The sequence below is a fragment of the Amycolatopsis samaneae genome (assembly GCF_039541975.1).
Taxonomy (GTDB): domain Bacteria; phylum Actinomycetota; class Actinomycetes; order Mycobacteriales; family Pseudonocardiaceae; genus Amycolatopsis; species Amycolatopsis samaneae.
Genome location: NZ_BAABHG010000006.1, coordinates 460,658 through 482,017, shown reverse-complemented (window position 1 = coordinate 482,017; position 21,360 = coordinate 460,658). Strand labels below are relative to the sequence as shown.

General features: G+C 70.4%; 15 protein-coding genes, 1 tRNA gene and 1 pseudogene. 6 read left to right on the top strand and 11 right to left on the bottom strand.

Features of this window, described 5'->3' with window-relative positions:
- Together ABD987_RS18955 and ABD987_RS18950 are read left to right on the top strand one after the other, a co-directional pair.
- A pseudogene (locus ABD987_RS18955) lies at window positions 1-916 on the top strand (hypothetical protein); the annotation flags it as partial.
- Between the two features lie 36 nt (window positions 917-952).
- Window positions 953-1,288 (top strand): hypothetical protein, encoded by a 336-nt coding sequence (locus ABD987_RS18950; RefSeq protein WP_345394745.1) that lies wholly within the window; start codon window positions 953-955, stop codon window positions 1,286-1,288.
- 6 nt (window positions 1,289-1,294) lie between these two features.
- Here ABD987_RS18950 and ABD987_RS18945 read toward each other — a convergent pair whose 3' ends face one another.
- The gene (locus ABD987_RS18945; RefSeq protein WP_345394742.1) at window positions 1,295-1,828 is read right to left on the bottom strand and encodes a hypothetical protein; all 534 of its coding nucleotides are present in this window, start codon (window positions 1,826-1,828) and stop codon (window positions 1,295-1,297) included.
- 284 nt (window positions 1,829-2,112) lie between these two features.
- Here ABD987_RS18945 and rox point away from each other — a divergent pair, with 284 nt between their 5' ends.
- Window positions 2,113-3,534, top strand: a complete 1,422-nt coding sequence (gene rox, locus ABD987_RS18940) for a rifampin monooxygenase (RefSeq protein ID WP_345394839.1) — start codon at window positions 2,113-2,115, stop codon at window positions 3,532-3,534.
- A gap of 77 nt (window positions 3,535-3,611) precedes the next feature.
- Here the strand turns inward: rox and otsB are convergent, their stop codons facing one another.
- From otsB to ABD987_RS18925, 3 genes are all read right to left on the bottom strand, one after another.
- Window positions 3,612-6,149, bottom strand: a complete 2,538-nt coding sequence (gene otsB, locus ABD987_RS18935; RefSeq protein ID WP_345394739.1) for a trehalose-phosphatase — start codon at window positions 6,147-6,149, stop codon at window positions 3,612-3,614.
- A 40-nt stretch (window positions 6,150-6,189) separates the two neighbouring features.
- Entirely contained in the window at window positions 6,190-7,659 is a 1,470-nt protein-coding gene (locus ABD987_RS18930; RefSeq protein ID WP_345394736.1) for an alpha,alpha-trehalose-phosphate synthase (UDP-forming), read from the bottom strand.
- 78 nt (window positions 7,660-7,737) lie between these two features.
- Window positions 7,738-9,291, bottom strand: coding sequence for a threonine/serine exporter family protein (locus ABD987_RS18925; protein ID WP_345394733.1), 1,554 nt, complete (start codon window positions 9,289-9,291; stop codon window positions 7,738-7,740).
- A gap of 425 nt (window positions 9,292-9,716) precedes the next feature.
- On the opposite strand from ABD987_RS18925, the gene ABD987_RS18920 reads away from it, so the two are divergent.
- Window positions 9,717-9,789, top strand: a tRNA-Thr gene (locus ABD987_RS18920).
- Window positions 9,790-9,924: 135 nt separating this feature from the next.
- On the opposite strand, the gene ABD987_RS18915 is transcribed toward ABD987_RS18920, so the two are convergent.
- From ABD987_RS18915 to ABD987_RS18905, 3 genes are read right to left on the bottom strand one after another with little or no spacing between them, the layout of a single operon-like run.
- Window positions 9,925-12,813 carry an AfsR/SARP family transcriptional regulator gene (locus tag ABD987_RS18915; protein WP_345394730.1) on the bottom strand — a complete coding sequence of 963 codons (2,889 nt, stop codon included), beginning with the start codon at window positions 12,811-12,813 and terminating at the stop codon, window positions 9,925-9,927.
- Between the two features lie 10 nt (window positions 12,814-12,823).
- Window positions 12,824-13,486, bottom strand: coding sequence for a response regulator (locus tag ABD987_RS18910; RefSeq protein WP_345394727.1), 663 nt, complete (start codon window positions 13,484-13,486; stop codon window positions 12,824-12,826).
- The gene (locus ABD987_RS18905; RefSeq protein WP_345394724.1) at window positions 13,483-14,688 is read right to left on the bottom strand and encodes a sensor histidine kinase; all 1,206 of its coding nucleotides are present in this window, start codon (window positions 14,686-14,688) and stop codon (window positions 13,483-13,485) included. The genes ABD987_RS18910 and ABD987_RS18905 overlap by 4 nt, the downstream gene beginning before the upstream one ends.
- Window positions 14,689-14,854: 166 nt before the next feature.
- On the opposite strand from ABD987_RS18905, the gene ABD987_RS18900 reads away from it, so the two are divergent.
- Window positions 14,855-16,198, top strand: a complete 1,344-nt coding sequence (locus ABD987_RS18900; RefSeq protein WP_345394721.1) for a cytochrome P450 — start codon at window positions 14,855-14,857, stop codon at window positions 16,196-16,198.
- 19 nt (window positions 16,199-16,217) lie between these two features.
- Here the strand turns inward: ABD987_RS18900 and ABD987_RS18895 are convergent, their stop codons facing one another.
- Window positions 16,218-16,874 carry a YdcF family protein gene (locus tag ABD987_RS18895; protein ID WP_345394718.1) on the bottom strand — a complete coding sequence of 219 codons (657 nt, stop codon included), beginning with the start codon at window positions 16,872-16,874 and terminating at the stop codon, window positions 16,218-16,220.
- Between the two features lie 40 nt (window positions 16,875-16,914).
- Window positions 16,915-18,033, bottom strand: coding sequence for a helix-turn-helix domain-containing protein (locus ABD987_RS18890; RefSeq protein ID WP_345394715.1), 1,119 nt, complete (start codon window positions 18,031-18,033; stop codon window positions 16,915-16,917).
- Window positions 18,034-18,738: 705 nt separating this feature from the next.
- Here ABD987_RS18890 and ABD987_RS18885 point away from each other — a divergent pair.
- A complete protein-coding gene (locus ABD987_RS18885; protein WP_345394709.1) occupies window positions 18,739-19,509 on the top strand; it encodes a Scr1 family TA system antitoxin-like transcriptional regulator in 771 nt (256 codons plus the stop codon).
- Window positions 19,510-19,591: 82 nt separating this feature from the next.
- Here the strand turns inward: ABD987_RS18885 and ABD987_RS18880 are convergent, their stop codons facing one another.
- Window positions 19,592-20,833 (bottom strand): RNA polymerase sigma factor, encoded by a 1,242-nt coding sequence (locus tag ABD987_RS18880; RefSeq protein ID WP_345394837.1) that lies wholly within the window; start codon window positions 20,831-20,833, stop codon window positions 19,592-19,594.
- A complete protein-coding gene (locus tag ABD987_RS18875; RefSeq protein WP_345394706.1) occupies window positions 20,821-21,189 on the bottom strand; it encodes a YciI family protein in 369 nt (122 codons plus the stop codon). The genes ABD987_RS18880 and ABD987_RS18875 overlap by 13 nt, the downstream gene beginning before the upstream one ends.
- Between the last annotated feature and the right edge of the window lie 171 nt (window positions 21,190-21,360).

The following is a 21,360-nucleotide window of genomic DNA, read 5'->3' as shown; positions in this document are numbered from 1 at the left end:
GGAGGCGCAGCAGGCCGCGGCCGAGGCCGCGACTGATGGTGCGGCGGCGCGTGCGGCGGCGGCGCGGGCGAACCAGGCTGATGCGCAGGCCCACGACGACGCGGTCAAGGCGCGTCGGGCGGCGAACGCGGCCAACAGCGACGCGGCGATCGCGGGCAGGGCAGCCGCGGCGGCGGCGAAGGACGCCACCGCGGCGCGTGGTGCGGCGACCAGGGCGGAGTCCGACGCGATCGCGGCGCGTGACGCGGCGGGACGGGCGGACACCGACGCGAAGGCGGCCGAGGACGCCGCGACGCGTGCGGAGCAGCACGCCAAGAACGCGGCGGACGCCGCGCGCAACGCGCTCACCTACGCGATCGACGCGCAGAAGGCGGCCGACCACGCGCAGGCGGGCGCGGACGCGATCGAGCGTCGGCGCAAGGAGTCGGCGGACGCGGCGGAGCGGGCCAGGCAGGAAGCGGAGAAATCCGGTAACGGCTACGGCTACGACTTCAATTTCGATATCAGGGACCCGCGGCCGATCAACCCCGGAATCGACGCCAGGACAGCCACTCCCGCCGAGATCATGGCGGCGATCCAGGGCGATTTGAACAGGTACTTCCCGATCCACTCCGACTGCGGCAAGCTCGAGGTCGACCGCAGGTGTGACCTGTCGATCTTCGGGCCGGTCCGGGTGGCGCAGGTCGGCCCGGACTTCTTCATCTTCGAATCGACGCCGGAACACCTCGAAGGTCCGGGGAAGTACATCAGATTCGGGGTTTCGAGGAACGACAAGGGAAAGCTGGACCTCAGTGTCAAGGCATGGGGACAGCCCTCGAAGATCTGGGACGAGTGGTGGCTGTCGTGGGCCAACAACTTCGCGGCCCACGAAACGTGGGGACTGTTCGCCGAGAACCTCGGCCTGGCCTACAAGTAACATCGAAGTAGGACTGATTCGACAAGGGTGGCCGGGATGTCGGAAAACGTGACGAAATGGGCTTCGTCCTTCGTCAGGGCGCTTTGCTGCGGTCTGGCACTCGTCGCCATCGGCGTTTTCGGCGTCTTCTACGTGGCCAAACTGGTGGCGCTGAACGAGGTCGGCGGTTTCGGCCTCGGATTCCTCCTGGCCGCCCTTGTCACCGCACTCGCGGTGACTCCGCTGGGCATCATCGTGGTCGTGCTGGCGCGCAGGCTGGTGCGCCGGCGCGACCACGATGTGCTCCCGGACGTCCTCTGGGCCGTGGCCGCCCCGGTGGCGGGGCTGGCGGGGTTGGCCGTCTCAGGGATCTTCCTGTACGGCGGGTTCTGAGCCCGGTCACCAGACCGGGCGATCGGCGAACTTCTGGAGTGTCCGCTGCGAGGGCCGGACGTAGAAGTGGCCGACCGCGAATCCCATCGTGCCGAGTGCCAGGTAGCCGAACGTGACGATCATTTCCGGGGTGAGCGTCGTGCGGGCGCCGCTGGAGACGTGGAGCAGCGCGATGACCACGAACGCCGCGAAGGTACCCAGGACCGTGCCGCCGAAACACCCGATCAGCGCGTTACGGGTGCTACGCGCGGTGGCCACGACGAGATAGTCGCCGCGCAGGCAGCGCCGGCAGGTCAGGACCACCACGGACGTCGCGATGACGCACAGCGGCGGCACGAGCTGAGCCACCGTGCCGAGCGGGCCGAGTGGAAAGGCGCTGTGCGCCCTGAGGTGGTTGAAGAACGCCGAGATGCCGACGAACAGCAGCGCGCCGACGATCAGTGACGTCCCGGCGAGGATCGAGCCCCAGCGGACCCGGCTCGCGAACTGCGGCGGGAGCGGGACGAACTGCGGCGCCGGGTGGTAGGGGTAGGCCTGCACGCGTCCTCCTTCTCGTTCAGCGTAGGCGATCTGCGCGGACCTGGCGCACGAAATGGCGAGAAGCAGCCGAACGGTGAAGGGGCCGTCCATTACGGACGAGCGGGGGAACTCCGTCCCACTTTCAACTTATAGCGCACCCCGGGGCTTGCGGCAAGGCCAGGGTGATGCCGCAGAATCTTCGGCCGAGGCCAGAGCCTCGAGATCGAATCCGAGGAAATGAGAGTCGCGGAGTGCGTGAACCGAGCACCGGTTTCCAGGAAGAACAACGGCGGGCGGGGGATTTCGTGGTGGATGTGATCGTGGTCGGTGGCGGGCCGACCGGTGTGTTGCTGGCCGCCGAGCTGCGGCTGCACGGCGTGCGGGTACTCGTGCTGGAGCGGGACGCGGAGCCGACCAGGATCGTCCGGGCGCGCGGGCTGCACGCGCGCAGTATCGAAGTGCTGGACCAGCGCGGCCTGCTGGGCCGGTTTCTCGAACTCGGCACGAAGCACCCGGTGATCGGGTTCCTCGGCGTCAAGCCGGTGGCGGAGAAGTTGGACACCGCGCACCCGTACACGCTCGCCATCGATCAGCCGGTCATCGATCGCCTGCTGACCGAGCACGCCGTCGAGGTCGGCGCGGAGGTCCGGCGTGGGCAGGAGCTGGTGGGACTCAGCCAGGACGACGACGGCGTGACCGCGGAACTGGCCGACGGCACCCGGCTGCGTTCGCGGTACCTCGTCGGCTGCGACGGTGGCCGCAGCACGGTGCGCAAACTGCTCGGCGTCGGCTTCCCCGGTGAGCCCGCCAAGGTCGAAACGCTGCTGGGCGAGATGGCGGTGACCGCGTCTCCGGAGACGGTGAGCGAGGTGACGGCCAAGGTCCGCGAGACCCAGAAACTGTTCGGTGTCATGCCTTTCGGGGAGGGGCTGTGCCGCGTCATGGTGCCTGCCGACGGGGTGACCGAAGACCGCTCGGCCCCGCCCACCCTCGAAGAGTTCAAGCGGCAGCTGCGGGCGTTCGCGGGCACCGACTTCGGGGTGCACTCGCCCAGCTGGCTGTCCCGCTTCACCGACGCCACCCGCCAGGCCGACCGGTACCGGGTCGGCCGGGCGCTGCTGGCGGGCGACGCGGCGCACGTCCACCCGCCGACCGGCGGCCAGGGCCTCAACCTCGGTGTCCAGGACGCCTTCAACCTCGGCTGGAAGCTGGCCGCGGTGATCAACGGCTGGGCGCCGGCGGGGCTGCTCGACAGCTACCACGCCGAACGGCACCCGGTGGCCGCCGCGGTGCTGGACAACACCCGCGCGCAGATGGAGCTGATGTCGCCCGAACCGGGGGCGCGCGCGGTGCGCGGGCTGCTGATGGAGCTGTTGGAGTTCGAAGAGGTGAGCCGGTACCTGACCGAGAAGGTCATCGCGACCAGGATCCGCTACGACTTCGGCGAGGGACACGAACTGCTCGGCACGCGGCTGCGTGACATCGGCCTGAAGCGGGGCCGGCTCTACGACCTGACGCACCGGGGTCGCGGGCTGCTGCTCGACCAGACCGGACGGCTTTCCGTGGCGGGCTGGGCGGACCGGGTCGAGCACGTCGTGGAGGTCAGCGAGGAACTGGACGTGCCCGCGGTGCTGCTGCGCCCGGACGGCCACGTGGCCTGGGCCGGCGCGGATCAGGAGGACCTGCGCGCGCACCTGCCCCGGTGGTTCGGGGCGCCCACCGCCTGAGGTGAAGGTCCGTGAATGCCACATTGAGGGACTCAGAGTCCCTCAATGTGGCATTCACGGACAGCGGGAAGAGATTCTCAGGCGGGGTGTTCGGCCAGCAGGTTCGCGCAGCGGATCAGGCCCAGGTGCGAGTACGCCTGCGGGTGGTTGCCCAGCGAGCGTTCCGCGATCGGGTCGTACTGCTCGGGCAGCAGGCCGGTCGGGCCGGCCGCGGCGACGATCTGGTCGAACAGCTCCTGTGCCTCGGTGCGCCTGCCGGTGAGCAGGTACGCCTCGATCAGCCAGGCCGCGCAGATGTGGAAGCCGCCTTCACCGCCGGGCAGGCCGTCGTCGCGGCGGTAACGGTACACAGTGGACCCACTGCGCAGCTCCGCCTCGATCGCGGTCACCGTCTGCTGGAAGCGCTGGTCCGACGGGTCGATCAGGCCGGTGAGCCCGACGAACAGCGACGCGGCGTCCAGGTCCGTGCCGTCGTAGGCGGTGGTGAACGCCTGGACCTCGTCGTTCCAGCCGTGCTCCAGCACGTCGGCGGCGATCCGGTCGCGCAGGCCGGGCCAGCCGCCGGGGACCCCGCGGCCGTACTTCTCGCCCAGCTTCACCGCGCGGTCGATCGTCACCCAGCACATGACCCGCGAGTACACCCGGTGGCGCGGCACGTGCCGCTCCTCCCAGATGCCGTGGTCGGCCTCGTTCCAGCGCCGCGTGACGGCTTCGGCCATCGCGCGCACCATCTGCCAGTCCTCGTCCCGCAGTTCGCCCCGCGCCTCGGCGAGGGTGCCGACGAGCTCGACCACCGGGCCGAAGACGTCCAGCTGCACCTGGTGGTTCGCCAGGTTGCCGACGCGCACCGGCCGCGAGCCCGAGTAGCCGGGCAGCGACTCGATCACCGCTTCGGCGCCGATCACGCTGCCGGAGAGGGTGTAGAGCGGGTGCAGTCGCTCCGGACCGGCCAAAGTGGACAGTACGCCGTGCAGCCACTGGAGGTAGCCCTCGGCCTCCTCGACGGAGCCGAGGTGCACCAGCTCGCGCACGGTCATCGCCGCGTCGCGGATCCAGCAGTAGCGGTAGTCCCAGTTCCGGACGCCGCCGATCTCCTCCGGCAGCGAGGAGGTCGCCGCGGCGAGCACGCCACCGGTGTCGGTGTTGCACAGCCCACGCAGGGTCAGCGCCGAGCGCAGCACGAGATCGGTCTGCACGCCGGGCAGCCGCAGCTTGGTCGCCCAGTCGCTCCAGTACCGGCCCGCGCGGTCCCGTCGTTCCACTTCGGACAGTTCGTGTTCGCGGGTGTCCCTGGTGCCGCACCGCAGTTCCAGCACCACCGGCGCGTCGGCGGTGGGCTGCACCAGTGCCGTCGCGGTGTCGTGCAGGCCGTCGGAGGTGATCGTCCACTCGACACCCGGCGAACGCAGCGCGAACGGCTCGGAGGTGCCGAGCACGCGCAGGCCGCCCTCCACCTCGACCAGTTTGACCGGCACACCGCCGAACTCCGGGCGCGGCGCGAACACCACGTCGGCCGCGGCCTCGCCGGAGATCACCCGGACGAGATCCGTCCGGTGCGGCGCGGTGTCGGGTTCGAGGTAGTCGGTGACCAGCAGGCGCGACCAGCGCGTCTCGACGGTCATCGTGTTCGGCAGGTACCGCTGGCCGAGCGGGAGGCCGTTGCGGTGCGGCTTGATGGAGAAGTGTCCCGCGCTCTCGCTGCCGAGCAGATCGGCGAACACCGCGGGTGCGTCCGGGCCGGGGTGGCACAGCCAGGTCAGCTTCGCGTCCGGGGTCAGCAGGGCGACCGAACGCTCGTTGGCCAGCATGGACAGCCGTTCGATCGGCGGCGCCGACTCGCCGTACAGCCAGTTCCGGCGCTCCTCCAGCAGGAACCCCAGCACCTTCGCGACGTCGACGGTGTCCGGAACCCGGTACTGCGCAAGGGTTTCCCCTTCGCCGACCTTGATGCCGAGGTCGGGCCCGGACAGCCGAGCAAAGGCTTTCTCGTCCGTGACGTCGTCCCCGAGGAAGATCGCCGCCGTCGCCCCGACCTGGTGACGCAGGATGTCGAGCGCGTGTCCCTTGTCGGTCTGCACGACCGCGAGCTCGACCACCTCCTTGCCGTCGGTGGTCGACACACCCTCCCATGTGGACGGTCCATTGTGTACGGACGCGAGGACGTGACGGCCGGCCTCGTGCTCGGCGCGGCGGACGTGCACGGCGATGCTCGCCGGTTTGACCTCCAGCGACACCCCCGGTACGTCCAGCACCAGCTGTTCCAGTTCGGCCTCCAGCCTGCGGTGCAGCTCGCGGGCCCGTTCGTCGAGGGCGTGGATGAACCCGATGTCGAACTCGGAACCGTGGCTGCCGACGAGGTTCACCTCGGCCGGCAGGCGCGACAGTGTCGCGAGGTCACGCAGGGCGCGGCCGGAGATGACCGCGGTGGTGGTCTCGTGCAGGCCCGCGAGGGACCTCAGTGCGCCTACCGATTCGGGCAGTGGCCGGGCTTCGTCCGGATTGGCCGTGATCGGAGCCAGCGTGCCGTCGTAGTCGCAGGCGACCAGCAGGCGCGGAGTACGGGCGATCTGCATGATCGCGCGCCGTAGCTCGGCGGGCAGTGCCTCGGCGGTCAACACTCCTCCAGGAGCTCGTCAAGGGTATGGGGAACGGGTCTCAGTCGACCGGTTCGGCACCCAACGCCTGCAAGAACGAGCGCGCCCACCGGTCCACGTCATGGGTGAGGACCTGACGACGCATGGCACGCATCCGGCGACGGCCCTCGGCTGGGTCGAGGGTAATGGCAGCCACCAAAGCGTCCTTCACCCCGTCCAGATCGTGCGGGTTGACCAGGAACGCGCTGCTCAGCTCCGCGGCCGCGCCGGCGAACTCCGAGAGCACGAGCGATCCGCCGAGGTCGTGTCTACACGCGACGTACTCTTTGCACACCAGATTCATCCCGTCGCGCAGCGGCGTCACCACCATGACGTCGGCCGCGGAGAAGAACGCGGCCAGCTCCGTTCGGTCGACCGATTGGTGCAGGTAGTGCACGACCGGGTGGCCGACGCGCGCGAACTCGCCGTTGATGCGGCCGACCATCTGCTCGATTTCGCCGCGCATGCGCTGGTAGTGCTCGACGCGTTCCCGGCTCGGCGTCGCGAGCTGCACGAACGTGACGTCCTCCGGCCGGAGCCGCCCTTCGTGCAACAGCTCGTGCAGCGCCTGGAGCCGCAGGTCGATGCCCTTCGTGTAGTCGAGCCGGTCGACGCCGAGCAGGACGGTCTTCGGGTTGCCGAGGTCGCGGCGCAGCTGCGCGGCGCGCTCGGCGACGCCCTTCGTGCGGGCCAGCGTGTCGAGGCCGTTCGCGTCGATGGAGATCGGGAACGCGCCGACCCGGACGGTCCGGTCGCCGACCTGCATCGTGCCGGGCCGGGTGCGGATGCCGACCGCGCCGCGCGTCGATTCGAGCCCGATCAGCTGACGGCACAGCCAGAGGAAGTTCTGCGCGCCACCCGGACGATGGAACCCGACCAGGTCCGCGCCGGTCAGGCCGCGCACGATCGGGGCACGCCACGGCATCTGCATGAACAGCTCGACCGGCGGGAACGGGATGTGCAGGAAGAACCCGATCCGCAGATCCGGCCGCAGCTCGCGGAGCATCGCGGGCACGAGCTGCAACTGGTAGTCCTGGATCCACACCGTCGCGCCCTGCGCGGCGACCTCGGCGCTGGCCCGCGCGAAGCGCTGGTTGACCTTGACGTAGCTGTTCCACCACGCCCGGTCGAACACCGGGCGCTCGACGACGTCGTGGTAGAGCGGCCAGAGCGTGGCGTTGGAGAAGCCCTCGTAGTAGTCGCGGACCTCCGCCGAGGTCAGCGACACCGGGTGGAGCACGAGCCCGTCGTCGTCGAACTCCTCGACGTCGACGTCGGGCACGCCGGGCCAGCCGACCCACGCGCCCTTGCGGGACCGCAGGAAGGGCTCCAGCGCGGAGACGAGCCCGCCGGGGCTCGCCGTCCACCGCTGGCCGCCGTCCGCGGTGCGTTCGAGGTCGACCGGCAGCCGGTTCGCCACCACCACGAAATCCGCGGAGTTCTGGGTGCCCCGGTTTGCCTGCTCCTGGTTCAAGAGTGCTTGGTCCGACACAGCTGCTCCCTCGTTTCCCGGGTCGCGGCCCGGGGGAAACCCTATCGCGGAACAGGAGATCCGCCGGTGCGCGAAGGGTTACTCCAGGCGACGTTCGGCCGGTTCGAGCGGGCCGGCCAGGCGCGGACCGGCCAGCCTGCGCTCCAGCCTTCCCAGCCCGGAGCGCACCGGCTGCGCGAGGTATTCGCCGAGGATGACGCCCGCTGCCAGGGCGAGGCCGATCGCGACGGCGGTCATCAGCGTCGAGATGTTGCCACCCGGTTCGACGCCGAGCTGGTACAGCCCACGGTAGGTCGAGAGGCCGGGAACCAGCGGCGTGATCCCGGACACGGCCACCACGAGCGGGGTAACCCGCAGCCGCCGTGCCATCACACCGCCGCAGAAACCGACCAGCGTGGCGGCGATCGCGGACGAGCTCACCGCGTCGAACTTCGTCAGCATGAGCGCGCCGTACACGGCCGCCCCGATCGAGCCCGCCGCCGCCGCGACGAGCATCGCGCGGATGGTCGAGTAGGACGCGAGCGCGAAGCACGCCGCCGCGCCCGCGCCGCCGACGACGATGATCGGCAGGTGCTGCGGCGTGGAGCTGACCACCTCGGGCAGCGGGGTGAGCGGCAGTTCGAGCATGACCGCGATCCGCAGCGCGAGCACGACGCCGGTGATCAGCCCGGCGGTCATCAGCGCCGTTTCCATCGTGCGTCCCGCGGCGGTGACGTTGAAGCCGGTGATCGCGTCCTGCACCGCGGACACCGTGGACAAACCGGACAGCAGCACGGTGACCGCGGCCGCCACCACCAGTGTCGGCTGGTCGGTGGTGAGGATCTTGCTGCTGACGATCAGCATCGCGGACAGCGTCGCGAACAGGCCGCCGACCACCTGCTGGAAGAAGAACGGCAGCGAGTACCGGTTGAGCAGCCTGCCGATCCGGTCGACCAGCGCGCTGATCACGACCGCCACCAGCGCGATGTCGATCCCGCCGCCGATGATCAGCGTGATGAACCCGGCCAGCCCGCCCCAGGCGAGCGTGGCGACCCAGCGTGGGTACGGGTGCGGCGCCGTGGTGATGCGGCGCAGCTCGGCCTGCGCCTGCTCGGCACCGACGTGCCCGCGGACGATCTTGCGGACCAGGATCTCGACGTCGGTCAGCCGGGTGTAGTCGAGGCTGCGGGAGCGGACGACGCGCAGCGCAGTCACCGGCTCGAGCTCGGTGCCGCGGTGACACGTCACGGTGATCGAGGTGAAGATGACGTCGACCTCGCAGTGCGGGAGGCCGAGCGCGGAGGTGAGCGCGAGGATCGTCGCGGTGACGTCCGAGGCGCCCGCGCCGCTGGCCATCTGGACCTCACCGATGCGCAGCGCCAGATCGAGGACGAAGTTGACCGTCGCGTCGTCCGGCAGCGCCGGTCCGATCGCCTCGGCGGAGTCGACCGCTGGCTGTTCCGCGGTGGGCGCTTCGAGGATGTGCCACGCGCGCCGGCGCAGCAGTGGCCGGTGTGTGCGGTTGGTGCCCCTCCCGCCGGAACGCTGCTTGCCGTCACGCTGTCGCGGTGGTTCCAGGATCGGCCACTGCGTGGTGTGCGTGGTCGCTTCGGCGCTCTCGATGTTCTCGTTCGCGCGGCCGTTGGCACTCATGCGTCAGCCACCTCCTCTCGTACTCATCGGTGTTTCCCGGGGGAGCATCGACGAACCCACCCCGACCGTTGCACGGATCCGGAAGTGGCGTCCACCACGTTCGGGAAAGATCGTCCGCGAGGACCGCCGTGGCCGCCACCGTCGCACCCTGAACAGGGCGCTGACCAGGCCGTTCGTCCGTGTGGTCGGAAGATCGGCAGCCGGGTGAAAAGTCAAGACGATCACCTGTCCGGACGTATCGGCGGCGGGGCGGGTGGCCCGGGCGTTCCGGGTGTCTTCGCGGGGTGCCGCCGCGGGCCTCGTCGTGGGCCCCGTCGTGGGCCCCGTCGTGGGTCCCGTCGTGGCGGGAACGCGGTGCCGTGCCGTCGGCGGCGGGACCCGCCGATATACTGGGGCGGCCACTGGGCGGGTGCCCGGAGGCGTCGGCCGGTATAGCTCAGTTGGTAGAGCATCTGTCTTGTAAACAGAAGGTCAGGGGTTCGAGCCCCCTTGCCGGCTCCCGTTCCTTCCCCGCGTCGTCGCGTGGTCCCTCCCATGTCCGTGAATGCCACATTGAGGGACTCAGAGTCCCTCAATGTGGCATTCACGGACCGCTGTCGCCGCGGTGTCCACAGTGGACCTGTGGGCGCGGGCTCAGTGGCCGGGTGTCCGGCCCAGGGCCAGGGCGCGGTGGAACTCCGTCCAGGCGTTCGAGGTGCGCCCGGCCGCGACGTACGCCTCGCCCAGCCGCCGCCGGATCTCCCGCTCCAGCTCGACGCTGGTCTGGGCGGCGACCGCGGTGACCGTGGCGAGCGCGCGGTGGTGCAGGTCGAGGGCACCCGCGACGGCGCCCAGACCCAGCTCGGCCGAGCCCCAGCGGGTCAGGCAGGAGGCGTGCAGCGGCGGGTCGCCGACCTGCGCGGCCAGCTCGGCCGCCTGCCGGAACGCCGGGGCGGCCTCGGCGGGCCGCGCCAGCCCGAGGTGGAGAGCGCCGGTGAACCGGAGGATCTTCGCGATCAGCCTCGGGTTCTCGGCCTTCTCGGCGTAACGCATGCTCTGCGCGAAACACTCCAACGCCTCGTCGTGCCTGCCGAGACAGTGCAGCGCGGCGCCCAGGTCACTGACCGCCATCCCGGCGAGGCAGTCGTCGTCGAGGCGCAGGGCTAACTCCCGCATCCGGGTCAGGTGCGCGACGGACTCGGGGTGCCTGCCGGAGAGCCGGGCGACGACGCCGAGCCCGTTCAGCGCCCTGGCCTGCTCGCGCGGATCGCCCGCCCGGCGGCTGATCTCCAGCGCGTCGGAGAACCACGCGCGGGACTGCTCGTACCGGTCCTGCATCCCGTACGCGATGCCGAGGCCGATCCGCAGCGAGGACACCATCCGCTGGTCGCTCGCCTGGCTGACCAGCGGCAGCGCGAGTTCCAGCGCCGCGCGGCATTCGTGGTGACGGCCCTGCCTGGTGAAGTAGTGGACCAGGCCGTCGGCGATCCAGCAGGCGTAGTCGGCTTCGCCCGCTTCGACCGCGTAGGCGACGACGTCGGCGAGGTCCCCGGCACCGGCGTCCAGCCAGGCGACCGCGTCCTGCCAGCCCTCGAACGGCGCCGGCCCCAGGTCCGGCCCGGTCGGGAACCCGGCCGGGCCCCAGTCGCTGGCGTGGTGACCGGCGGCGAGGTAGAGCCGGAGGGCGCCGGCGCGGGTGCCGGCCACGACCTGGGCCGGGTCCTGCCCGGCGAGCCGCCGCGCGTACACCGCGACCAGATCGTGTAGCCGGTACCGCCCGGCGCTGGGCTGTTGCACCAGGCTGGTGTCGACCAGCCGTTCCAGCGCCAGTTCGGCGTCGCGCGCCGTCCAGCCCAGCATCGCGGCCAGCGTCCGCCCGTCGAGCGTGGGCGTCGGCGACAGGCCCAGCGCGCGGAACGCGCGCCGCTCCGGGCTCGGCAACTGCTCGTAGGACAACCGGAACGCCCCCTCGACGCTCCGGTCCTCCGCGGTCAGTTCGCCGAGCCGCCGCTCCCCGTCCGCCAGCCGCGTCACCAGGTAGTCCAGTGTCCACATCGGACGGTTCTGCAGCCGCGCGCCCGCGATGCGCAGCGCGAGCGGCAGCCGCCCGCACAGCCGGGCCAGCTCGCGCACCGCGTCCCGCTCCTGCTCGGCCCGCTCCTGGCCGACGATGCGGGTCAGCAGCGTTTCCGCCTCGCCGGGCGCGAGCGGGCCGAGGGAAACGCGGCGGCCGACGTCCAGCCCGGCCAGCCGCCGCCTGCTGGTGGTCAGCACCCGGCTGCCCGTCCCCGCCGGGAGTAGCGGGCGCACCTGCTCGGCACCGGCGACGTCGTCCAGCACCAGCAGCAGGCGCCGCGACGCGGTCGCCGCGCGCCAGGACGCCGCGAGCTCGTCGAGGTCGTCGGTGAGGTTGTTGACGTCGACACCCACCGAACGCAGCAGCCGCCGCAGCGCGCGCTGGGGCGGCAACGCCTCCCTGCCCTCGGTGTGCCCGTGCAGGTCCACGTACAGGCAGCCGTCGGGATAGCGGTCGCGCACGAGGCGGGCCACCCGCACCGCCAGCGCGGTCTTGCCGGAGCCCGGTACGCCGTCCACGGCGTCGACCGCCGGTGCCCCGGCGTCCGCGGGCGCGGTGAGCAGCGCCAGCTCCGCGGCGCGGCCGACCAGCTCGGCGACGTCGGCGGGCAGTTCGTCACGCACCCGTGCCGGCGGCGCGGGCACCGGGGTGACCGGCGTCGGCAGCGCGCCGACACCGAGGCCGGAATCGTTGCCGCGCAACACGTCCTGATGCACCCGGCGCAGTTCGTCGCCCGGTTCGACGCCCAGGTCGTCGATGAGACGGCGGCGCAGCTGCGTGTACACGGCGAGCGCGTCGGCGCGGCGGCCGCAGGCGTAGAGGGCCCGCATCAGCAGCGCGGCCAGCGGCTCGCTGTGCGGGTACGCGGGCAGCAGGGCGGACAGTTCGCCGACCGCGTCCGCGTGCCTGCCCAGCCGCAGCTGGCGGTCCACCTTCTCCTGCAACAGCACGATCCGGCGTTCCGCGAGGCGCAGCCGCTGTCCCTCGGCGAACGGCCCCGGCAGCCCGGCGAGGGGCTCGCCCTGGAACAGTTCGAGGGCGTCGGAGTAGCGGTCCACCGCGGTCGGCAGATCGCCGGACCGCTCGGCCGCGCCCGCCTCGGCGACGACCTCCTCCAGCCGATCCGCGTCGATCCACACGTCGCCGCTGACGAAGCGGTAGCCGCCCCGGCTGCGGCCGATCAGCTCGTCGGCCGCGCACTCGGCGGCCTGGAGGCACCGGCGCAGGCGGTGGACGTACACGGGCACGACCTTGGCGCCGGTGCCAGGGGGTTCCAGGCCCCAGACACCGTCGAGCAGTTCGTCCCTGCTGACGGTCATGTCCGGCCGCAGCACGAGCGCGGCCAGCAGTGCCTGCTGCCGGATCGGGCCGAGGTCCAGCGGCTGGTCACCGTGCCAGGCCCGCAGCGGGCCGAGTACGGAGAACCGGAGCCGGGGCTCGGTGTCGAGGGAATGCGCGATAGTCATTTCGGCCGTCCTAGCCAGGCGTGACGATGCCGTGGTCGAACGCGTAGACGATCGCCGCGGCACGGTCACGCAACCCCAGTTTGGTGAAGATCCGTCCGATGTGGCTCTTCACGGTGAGCTCGGAGATGACCAGCGTGTTCGCGATCTCCGAGTTGGTCAGGCCCCGCCCGAGCGCGCGCAGCACGTCGTGTTCGCGCGGGGTGAGCAGTTCGGGTGCCGGGCCGCCGCGGCGGGGAGCCGGGGCCTGCCGGTAGGTGGTGAGCACGCGCGTGGTGACCGTCGGGTCGAGCCACGCGTCACCGGCGGCGACCGCGCGCACGGCGCGGATCAGGTCCTCGGCGGCGGAGTCCTTGAGGACGTATCCGGCGGCGCCCGCGCGCAGCGCGCCGGCGAGCAGTTCGTCGTCGTCGAACGTGGTGAGCGCGAGCACCGGCGGCCGGGCACCGGTCTGCCGCAGGCGCCGCGTCGCCTCGATGCCGTCGACGTCCTTCATGCGCAGGTCCATCACGACGACGTCGACCTCCCCCTCGGCCAGTGCCGTTGGCACGTCCGAGCCGTCGCCGCACTCCCCGGCGATGACGAACCCGTCGCGGCGGCGCAGGATGCGGCGCAGGCCGGAGCGGACCAGCTCCTGGTCGTCGACGAGCAGGACGCGGATCTCGGTGTCGGTCATGGCGTCACCTCCTGGCGAGTGTCGGTATCGGCTTTTCGCTGTGGCGGGCCGGGAACCGCGACCTCGACGACCCAGTACCCGCCGCTGGGCCCGGCACGCAGATCGGCGCCCAGCTGGGTGGCCCGCGCGGTCATGCCCGCGATACCGGACCCGCTGGCGGTCGCCGCGGCCGCGCCGCCGGGCAGCGTGTTGCGGATGGTGAGCGTGGTGCCCTCGGCGTCGACGCGCAGCCGGACCCGCCCGCTCGCGGTGGGCGCGTGCTTGGCGATGTTGGCCAGCGACTCCTGCGCGATGCGGTAGAGCCCCAGCCCGGCGGAGGCGCCCACGACGCTCAGATCGCCGTCCTGCTCGTAGCGGACGTCCAGCCCGGCGGCGCGGGTGCGCTCGACCAGCCCGGCGACGTCGTCGATGCCCGGCAGCGGCCGGGTGCCCGAGGAGGTGCTGGCGAGCAGCCCGACCGTCCGGCGGATGTCGGCCATCGCGGCGCGGCCGACACGTTCCGCCTCGGTGAGCGCCTCGACGGCCTCGTCGATGTCGCGGTCCTGCTGGAGGCCGTGCCGGGCCCCGGTCAGGTGCAGCAGGGTGATGCTGAGCGAATGCGCGACCACGTCGTGCACCTCGCGGGCGATGCGCTGGCGCTCGGCGAGGATCGCCTGCTCGCGCGCGGCGTCCTGCTTACCGCGTTCGGCGTTCAGCGCGCGGTGGTACCAGCGCAGCGTCACCCCGCCGCTGAGCCCGAGCAGCACCGCGACGATGTACACCGGGTAGCCGGACAGCCCGTTCCACACCTGGGCGACGATCAGTTCCGCGATGCTCAGGCAGGTCACGGTGATGGCGAGCGTGAGGCTGGCGATCGCGGCGACCTCGGTGGCCAGCAGCACCAGCAGCACCGGCGCGAAGTCCGGGGTGACCGGGTCGGTGAGCAGGATCGGCACGCCGATGAGGACGGCGATCGCGCCCAGTACCGGCGGGATCAGGTTGCCCGTGACGGGCCAGAACATGAAGCGGACCAGGATGAGCAGCCCGGCCAGCGCGATCGGGGCAGGCGGGAACAGGGCGTGCCGCTGGGCCAGCGCGGCGATCACACCCGTGGCGTTCATGACGGTGGTGCAGGTGGGGAGCCACCAGGGCAGGGACACGTCGTAGCGGGCGAGGCTGTCCTCCAGCCGCGCCCGGTATCGGTCCACCAGTGTTCCCCGCACCGCCCCAGCGTAGAAACTCCCCGGGTGTCCCGTCTTGCTGCGGTGGTCGGCACCGGGTATCCGACCGTGGTAGGAGACGCGGTGGGTACCACGGCGTGAGGCGGCGGGCGGGTGTGCGGGGCTACCGTCGGGTAGCGAACTGGCAGGCGCGACCTGGGGGTGCCCGATGACCAGCACTGATCAACGATCCGGCCCGCGAAGCGCACGTCCGGTGGCGGCCGCGCGGTCCGCGACGGCGTGGGTGCTCAAATACGGGCTGACCGGGCTGGCGCTGCGCCTGGGCGCGCGCCAGGGCGATCTCCTCGCGCGCAGCGTCGTCGAACCGGCGCGGCGGGCCGACCCGTTCCCCACCTACGACGAGATCCGGGCCAGGGGGCCACTGCTGACCGGGCGGTTCGTCGCCGGGACCGCGAGCCACGCGGCCGCGAACGAGATCCTGCGCAGCGACCGCTTCCTCGCCTCGCCAGCGGTGGCGCCGACGAAGTCGCTCAACCGGCTGCTCGAAAGCCTGACCGACCCGCACGCGCTCGGCCCGGTCGATCCGCCTTCGCTGTTGGCGATCAGCGCGCCGGAGCACACCCGGATCCGCAAACTGGTCGCGTACGCGTTCACACCGCGGGCCATCAACGCGCTCTCCGCACGTGTCCAGGAACTCGCGGACGGGATGCTCGACACCATCGCGGCCGGAAACCCGTCGACGGTGGACCTGATCGACGCCTACGCCTCGCTGCTGCCGGTCACCGTGATCGCCGAGATCCTCGGTGTGCCGGAGGAACTGCGGCAGCCCTTCGTCAAGATCGTGAACGAGGCCGCGCTGTCGCTGGAACCCGGACTGTCCTATCGGGACTACCGGCGGGCCACCGAGGCGACGCGGGAAGGGCACCGGTTCCTCGACGAGCACATCGCGCGGTTGCGCCGCGACCCCGGCGACGACCTGCTCAGCCGGATGATCGCGGCGGCGGACGGCTCGGACCGGCTCAGCGACACCGAACTGCGCGTCACCGCGTTGCTGGTGCTCGGGGCGGGTTTCGAGACCACGGTCAATCTCATCGGCAACGCCGTCGCGCTGCTGCTCGCCCACCCGGACCAGCTCGACCGGCTCAAGGCCGAACCCGAGGGCTGGGCCAACGCGGTCGAAGAGGTGCTGCGCTACGAATCCCCGGTGCAGGTGACGCTTCGAGTGTCCACAGCGGACACAACGGTCGCGGGACTGCCCGTGCGCGAAGGGCAGGCGGTGGTCGTCATGCTCGGCGGCGCCAACCGCGATCCCGCCGTTTTCCCGGAACCGAACCGTTTCGACACCACCCGCGCGAATGCCCGTGAGCACCTCGCCTTTTCTGCCGGGCCGCATTTCTGCCTCGGCGCGCAGCTCGCGCGGTTGGAGGGCGCCACCGCGTTGCGGACGTTGTTCGAGCGATTCCCTGACCTCGCGCTGGACGGAACGCCGACGCGGCGCGGTACCCGGGTGCTGCGCGGCTATCGGCGGCTGCCGGTCCGCGTCGGCGCGTAGCCGTCCGTGAACTTCGCCGTCATCGCAGCAAGCGGCTGCTGAATCCAGCCGCTACCAGACGGTCGAAAGCCGCGCGTACTGCGGACGGGACGGTCTGCTCGATGGCAAAGCCCTGTTTGGGGTATTCCATTACCCGTTGTAGGTCGCCGGTCATCATGTCCACGACCTCAGCGGGGTCACCGACCGTCTTGACGTACTCCTCAAGGGTCAACGGCGCAGACGTGCAAACCGGCTCGACCTCCGGCCAGAGCCGTCGGCAGGTGGCATACGCCCGGCGCTCCATGTACGGCATCGAGATGAGGAGGACCGAGGATGGCATGATCCCGGCCCGAGCGAGCACGTCTCGTGACAACGTGATGTTGGCGCCGGTGTTGCGTGCCACGGGCTCGATCAATATCGCCTCGTCGGGTACGTCGAGTTCCAGTGCCCTTTCGCGGAAGTGAACGGCTTCGCCGCGCGGGAAAATGGCGGCTGTGTCCCGGCTCGTCGCGCCAGTGAAGACGATCGTGGGGAAGAAGCCACGGTGGTAGAGGTCGGCGGCGTGGGAAGCGACGCCGATATCGTTGCAACCCAAGGCGATCGCGGCCGAACACGGCTTGAGGTAGTGACGCACCTGGTGGAAGTCCCAGACCAGCTCGGCGTCCTGCCACTGTGGCTCCGTCAGTTGGTGCTTCACGATGCTCCGTACTCCCTTGTTGCTCGATGCACGAGGACTCTCACGCCTGGTGTTCGTAGGCACGGCGAATACCCCTGATGCTCTGTAGCTGGTGCATCATCCCGTACCGCGTCGAGGTCGCGGCAGCACCCTCCAACAGATCCAGGCCGCTATCGGCAGTGGCAGTGTCGGACAGCAGGATATGAGCGTGCGCGGTGTCGAGACGGACTCGCTGCATGGGTGCGTCTCCCGGGCGATGGCTGAGTGCCACATCGATCGCCTCAGTAGCGTGGCGCAGATCGGCAGCACCCCGATGTGCCAGCGCGAGCTTTTGGTATGCAATAGACCAGTCCTGCGGTTCTTCAAGCGCTTCAAAATGCTGGATGGCGGGAAGGATGAACCGCACCGCTTCTGTGTTCAGTCCACGCTTGCTCAGGGCGGTGCCGATCCACAGCTGTGCCCGCGTGCGGTCCCGGTCGGCCAGGCGCTCATCGACTGCCAGCCGTTGGTACTGTCGGGCGGCCTCGTCAAGTCGGCCGTCCATCTCGTCGAGGACCGCGAGATGTAGCTCCAGCTGGGCGACGCGTCGTGCGGCGCCCAAATGGGTAAAGACCTGGATTGCCTTTTCGTAGCTCTGCTGAGCTGACAGAGGCCCGTGGAGAATACCCTGGTCTTGGCGCAGGTCACCGAGCAGCCGGAGCGATCGTCCGTACAGGTGCATGCCGTGGCCGTCATATGTATCCGGTTGGAATCGCGGGATCCATCGATCGAGCAGCGTCTTCGCCAGTGTGAACTCTTGCCGTCCGAGGCAGATCGCGGTGCGATCCAGATCGTCTGCCCACGAGTCGTGATCGATCCCTGAGCGGGTGGCGGACGGCGGCGACCCCGGCATGCTCGGAGCCGAGTGAGTGAAGCGCGGAGGTACCTCCGGTGTTGGCGGAGTGAGAAAGGCCGTCTCGACGACCAGCGGCTTGCCGTTTCGGAGTAGGTCTTCGAGCTGTTCGGGCGTGATGCGCAGAAGCTTGGCCAGCTTGGGGCGCTTGTGTGGTTGAGGTTCCGTCGCGCCGCTCTCCCAGCGGTTGACTGTGCTCGGGTCGACGGTCAAGGCGTAGGCCAGCGTCTCTTGCGTGTGCCCGGCAGCCTTGCGAGCACGGGCCAGGTCGACGCGCTTGGTAGTCATAGGTGCCCTCGTCGGTACGGATCGTGGCAAGGCGACATTATGCACTCCGAAACCATGGTACGCAGGTTTTCGCCAGAGTTTTGCAGGGTTTGCGCTCTGGTCGGCGCGGCGTGGCTGGAGCAAGGTTATTCACGGCGCCAGGCGGCTGGTTGATTGGTTCCTCAGCCTCCGCGAGGCAGTTCCTCGACTTGTTACCGGCGTGGGATTCCCAGGCGTCGAGGTGCTCCCCAGGTTTACGACGAATGCGAAAATAGGTGGTCTCAGTGAACCCATTCGGCCACATGCGACCCATCACTGCCTGCTGGAAATGCACCTGGACCATGAGACAGCACCGAAGGGCGGTCGGAGGAGATGAGCGCGCTCATCTACGTCAGTTTGGAGCACATTCATCCGGTGGTTGACGGGATCTGGCATCGCGCTCGGCTTACCGAGGTGCCTGCGCCGGGCGAGGCGGTCCGGATGTTGTGCGGTCTGGTCGCGGCTGCCGAATACGACGATGTCCGTGGTCGTGACCTGCATGGTGTTCCGCGCCAGTGCTGGAGCTGCGAATGCGTGTACCGGGAGGAAAACGGCTTCGTGCCACCGCCGGGTGGTTACCCGCCGGGATGCGCCTCCGAGCTCCGATCAGTGCCACGCCCGGGCCCGAGAAGGTGCTGACCTCACCCGATCCGCCAGAAACCGACGAACGAGAGGAGCAGTGCACGCGTGACGCAAGTGAAATGTCCGGCCGCGCTCGCGCTGGGGTGCGAGCTGCGTGACGCGCGGATCGCGGCCGGGATGACACCGGCCGAACTGGCGGCGGCGATTCAGGTCGGTCGGGAGTACGTCCACTACCTCGAGCACGGGTATCGCACATTGAGTTCCACACATTTGGCACGCACGTCTGGTGTGCTCGGTATCTCCGGCGTCGGCTACCAGCGGCTGATGGATCTCGCCCGTCAAGCGGGCGAGGCCGACCTGATCGCCGTCGAACCGGAGCACGACGCGGCGCTGGCGAGGGAGTACGAACGGCTTGCCACCACCGTGTTGGTATGGGCGCCATGGGAACTCCCGGTTCCGCTGCGGACCGTCGACTACACACGAGCCGTGCTCCGCGGTTCCACCGAGGACCAGCTCGTGGCCCATCTGGCGCGGGTCTCCACGGCACCTCGGGGATACACGGCGATCCTGTCCGAGGACGTGCTGTGTCACCCGGCGGTGGGCCGGGATCAACTGGATTGGTTGTACCACAACACTTCGACAGTGTCGCTGCGGATCGTGCCGCGGGCTCGATGCCGGGTGCCCGCCGCGTTCACCTGCCTGACCAGTGCGCGCTTCCCCGCGACGATCATCGCCGCCCACCAGCACGTCCACGCCTACCTCACCAGCAAGCGCGTGGTGACCCACTACCACGACACCGTCCAACAACTGCTTGACCACGCCCTGTCCGAGGACAAGTCACGCGAGCTCATCGCCAAAAACCTTGTCAACGCTTAACTGCGAACTCGCCGTCAATCCTTTGTGGACGTTGGGGTCGCGAGGGGAACTTTTGGTGCGCTCAGTGCTCTGAAGGTGGCCTTCAGAGCACGTCGAAGCCCGGGTCGAGTGTGGCGCGTTTGCGCCGCAGCAGGTCGCGTTCGGCGGCGTTCCCGGCGTGGTCGATGGCCGTGTCGTAGGCCCGCGCCGCTTCGGTGTCCCGGCCGAGCCGGTGCAGCAGATCGGCCCGGATCGCGTGGAACAGGTGGAACTTCGGCAGGTCCAGCTCGTCGACCAGCGCCAGTGCCACCGCGGGGCCGTCGACCTCGGCGACGGCGACCGCGCGGTTGAGTGCCACCACCGGCGTCGGTGTGCACGTCAGGAGCTGGTCGTAGAGCGTCACGATCTGGCCCCAGTCGGTGGCCGCCGCGATCGGCGCGTCGCTGTGGACGGCGTTGATCGCGGCCTGGATCTGGTACGGGCCCGGCCGGTCCCGGCGCAGGCAGCGGCGCACGAGGTACTGGCCCTCGGCGACGAGCCCGCGGTCCCAGCGGTCGCGGTCCTGGTCGGCGAGCAGGACGAGGTCGCCGCCGGCCGTCGTGCGTGCGGCGCGGCGGGATTCGATGAGCAGCATGAGCGCGAGCAGGCCCTGTGCCTCCGGTTCGTCGGGCATCAGTTCGGTCAGCAGCCGCCCGAGCCGGATCGCCTCCGCGCACAGATCTTCACGCACGAGCCGATCGCCCGAACTCGCGGCGTACCCCTCGTTGAAGATCAGGTACACCACCGCGAGCACGGCGCGCAGCCGGTCCGGGAGGTCCGCGTCGCCGGGTACGCGGTAGGGGATCCGCGCGTCCCGGATCTTGTTCTTCGCTCGGACGATCCGTTGCGCCATCGTCTTTTCCGGCACCAGGAAGGCGTGCGCGATCTCGGCGGTGGTGAGCCCGCCGAGCAGCCGCAGGGTCAGCGCGACCCGCACGTCGGGGGCGAGCGCGGGGTGCGCGCAGGTGAAGATCAGCCGGAGCCGGTCGTCGCGCACGGGGCCCTCCTCCGCCGGTTCGTCCCCGGCGCGCAGCAGCGCGGCCTGCGCGTGCCGGTCCGCGCGGGACGCCTCGCGCCGCAGCCGGTCGATCGCGCGGTTGCGGGCGGTGGTGATGATCCAGCCCGCCGGGCTCGGTGGGACCCCGGCCGAAGGCCACTTCGCGAGCGCGGCGGCGAAGGCGTCCTGGACCGCCTCCTCGGCGATGTCGATGTCGCCGAAGACGCGGACCAGGACAGCCACCGCGCGCCCGTACTCCGCGGCGAAGACGCGTTCGATGTCGACGGGATCCGTCGTCACGGCCGGCAGCCGTCCGGGGACTCGTCCTGCAGCGGCCGGACCTCGATCGGGAGCATCCCGATCGCCTCGGCGAGTTTGCGGCCCCAGCCGAGCGCCGCGTCGAGGTCGGGCGCCTGGATGACGGTGAACCCGCCGAGGTGCTCCTTGCCCTCGGTGAACGGGCCGTCGGTCATCAGGACGTCGCCGTCCCGCACCCGGACGACGGTCGCCGAATCCGGTGAGTGCAACCCGCCACTGAACACCCACGCCCCGGCGTCCCGCATCTCCTGGTTCAGCGCCCGGAGGTTCGCCATGATCGGTTCGAGCACCTCGGGCGCGGGCGGTTCGCCGTCGGGCTGGTAGATGCTGAGCAGGTACTGCTTCATGGGGTCGTCCTCCTCGTCGGTTCCGGCGCCGTGCCGGATTCTCGCTCCCTACACGAACGGCCGCCGCCCGGATCGACAGCCGCCACGAAATTTCCGGGCGAGCCGGGAAGGGCACTTTCGGAGATTTCCCACGCCGCCGGGGCGCTACCGTGGAATGCCGGCGGCACGAGG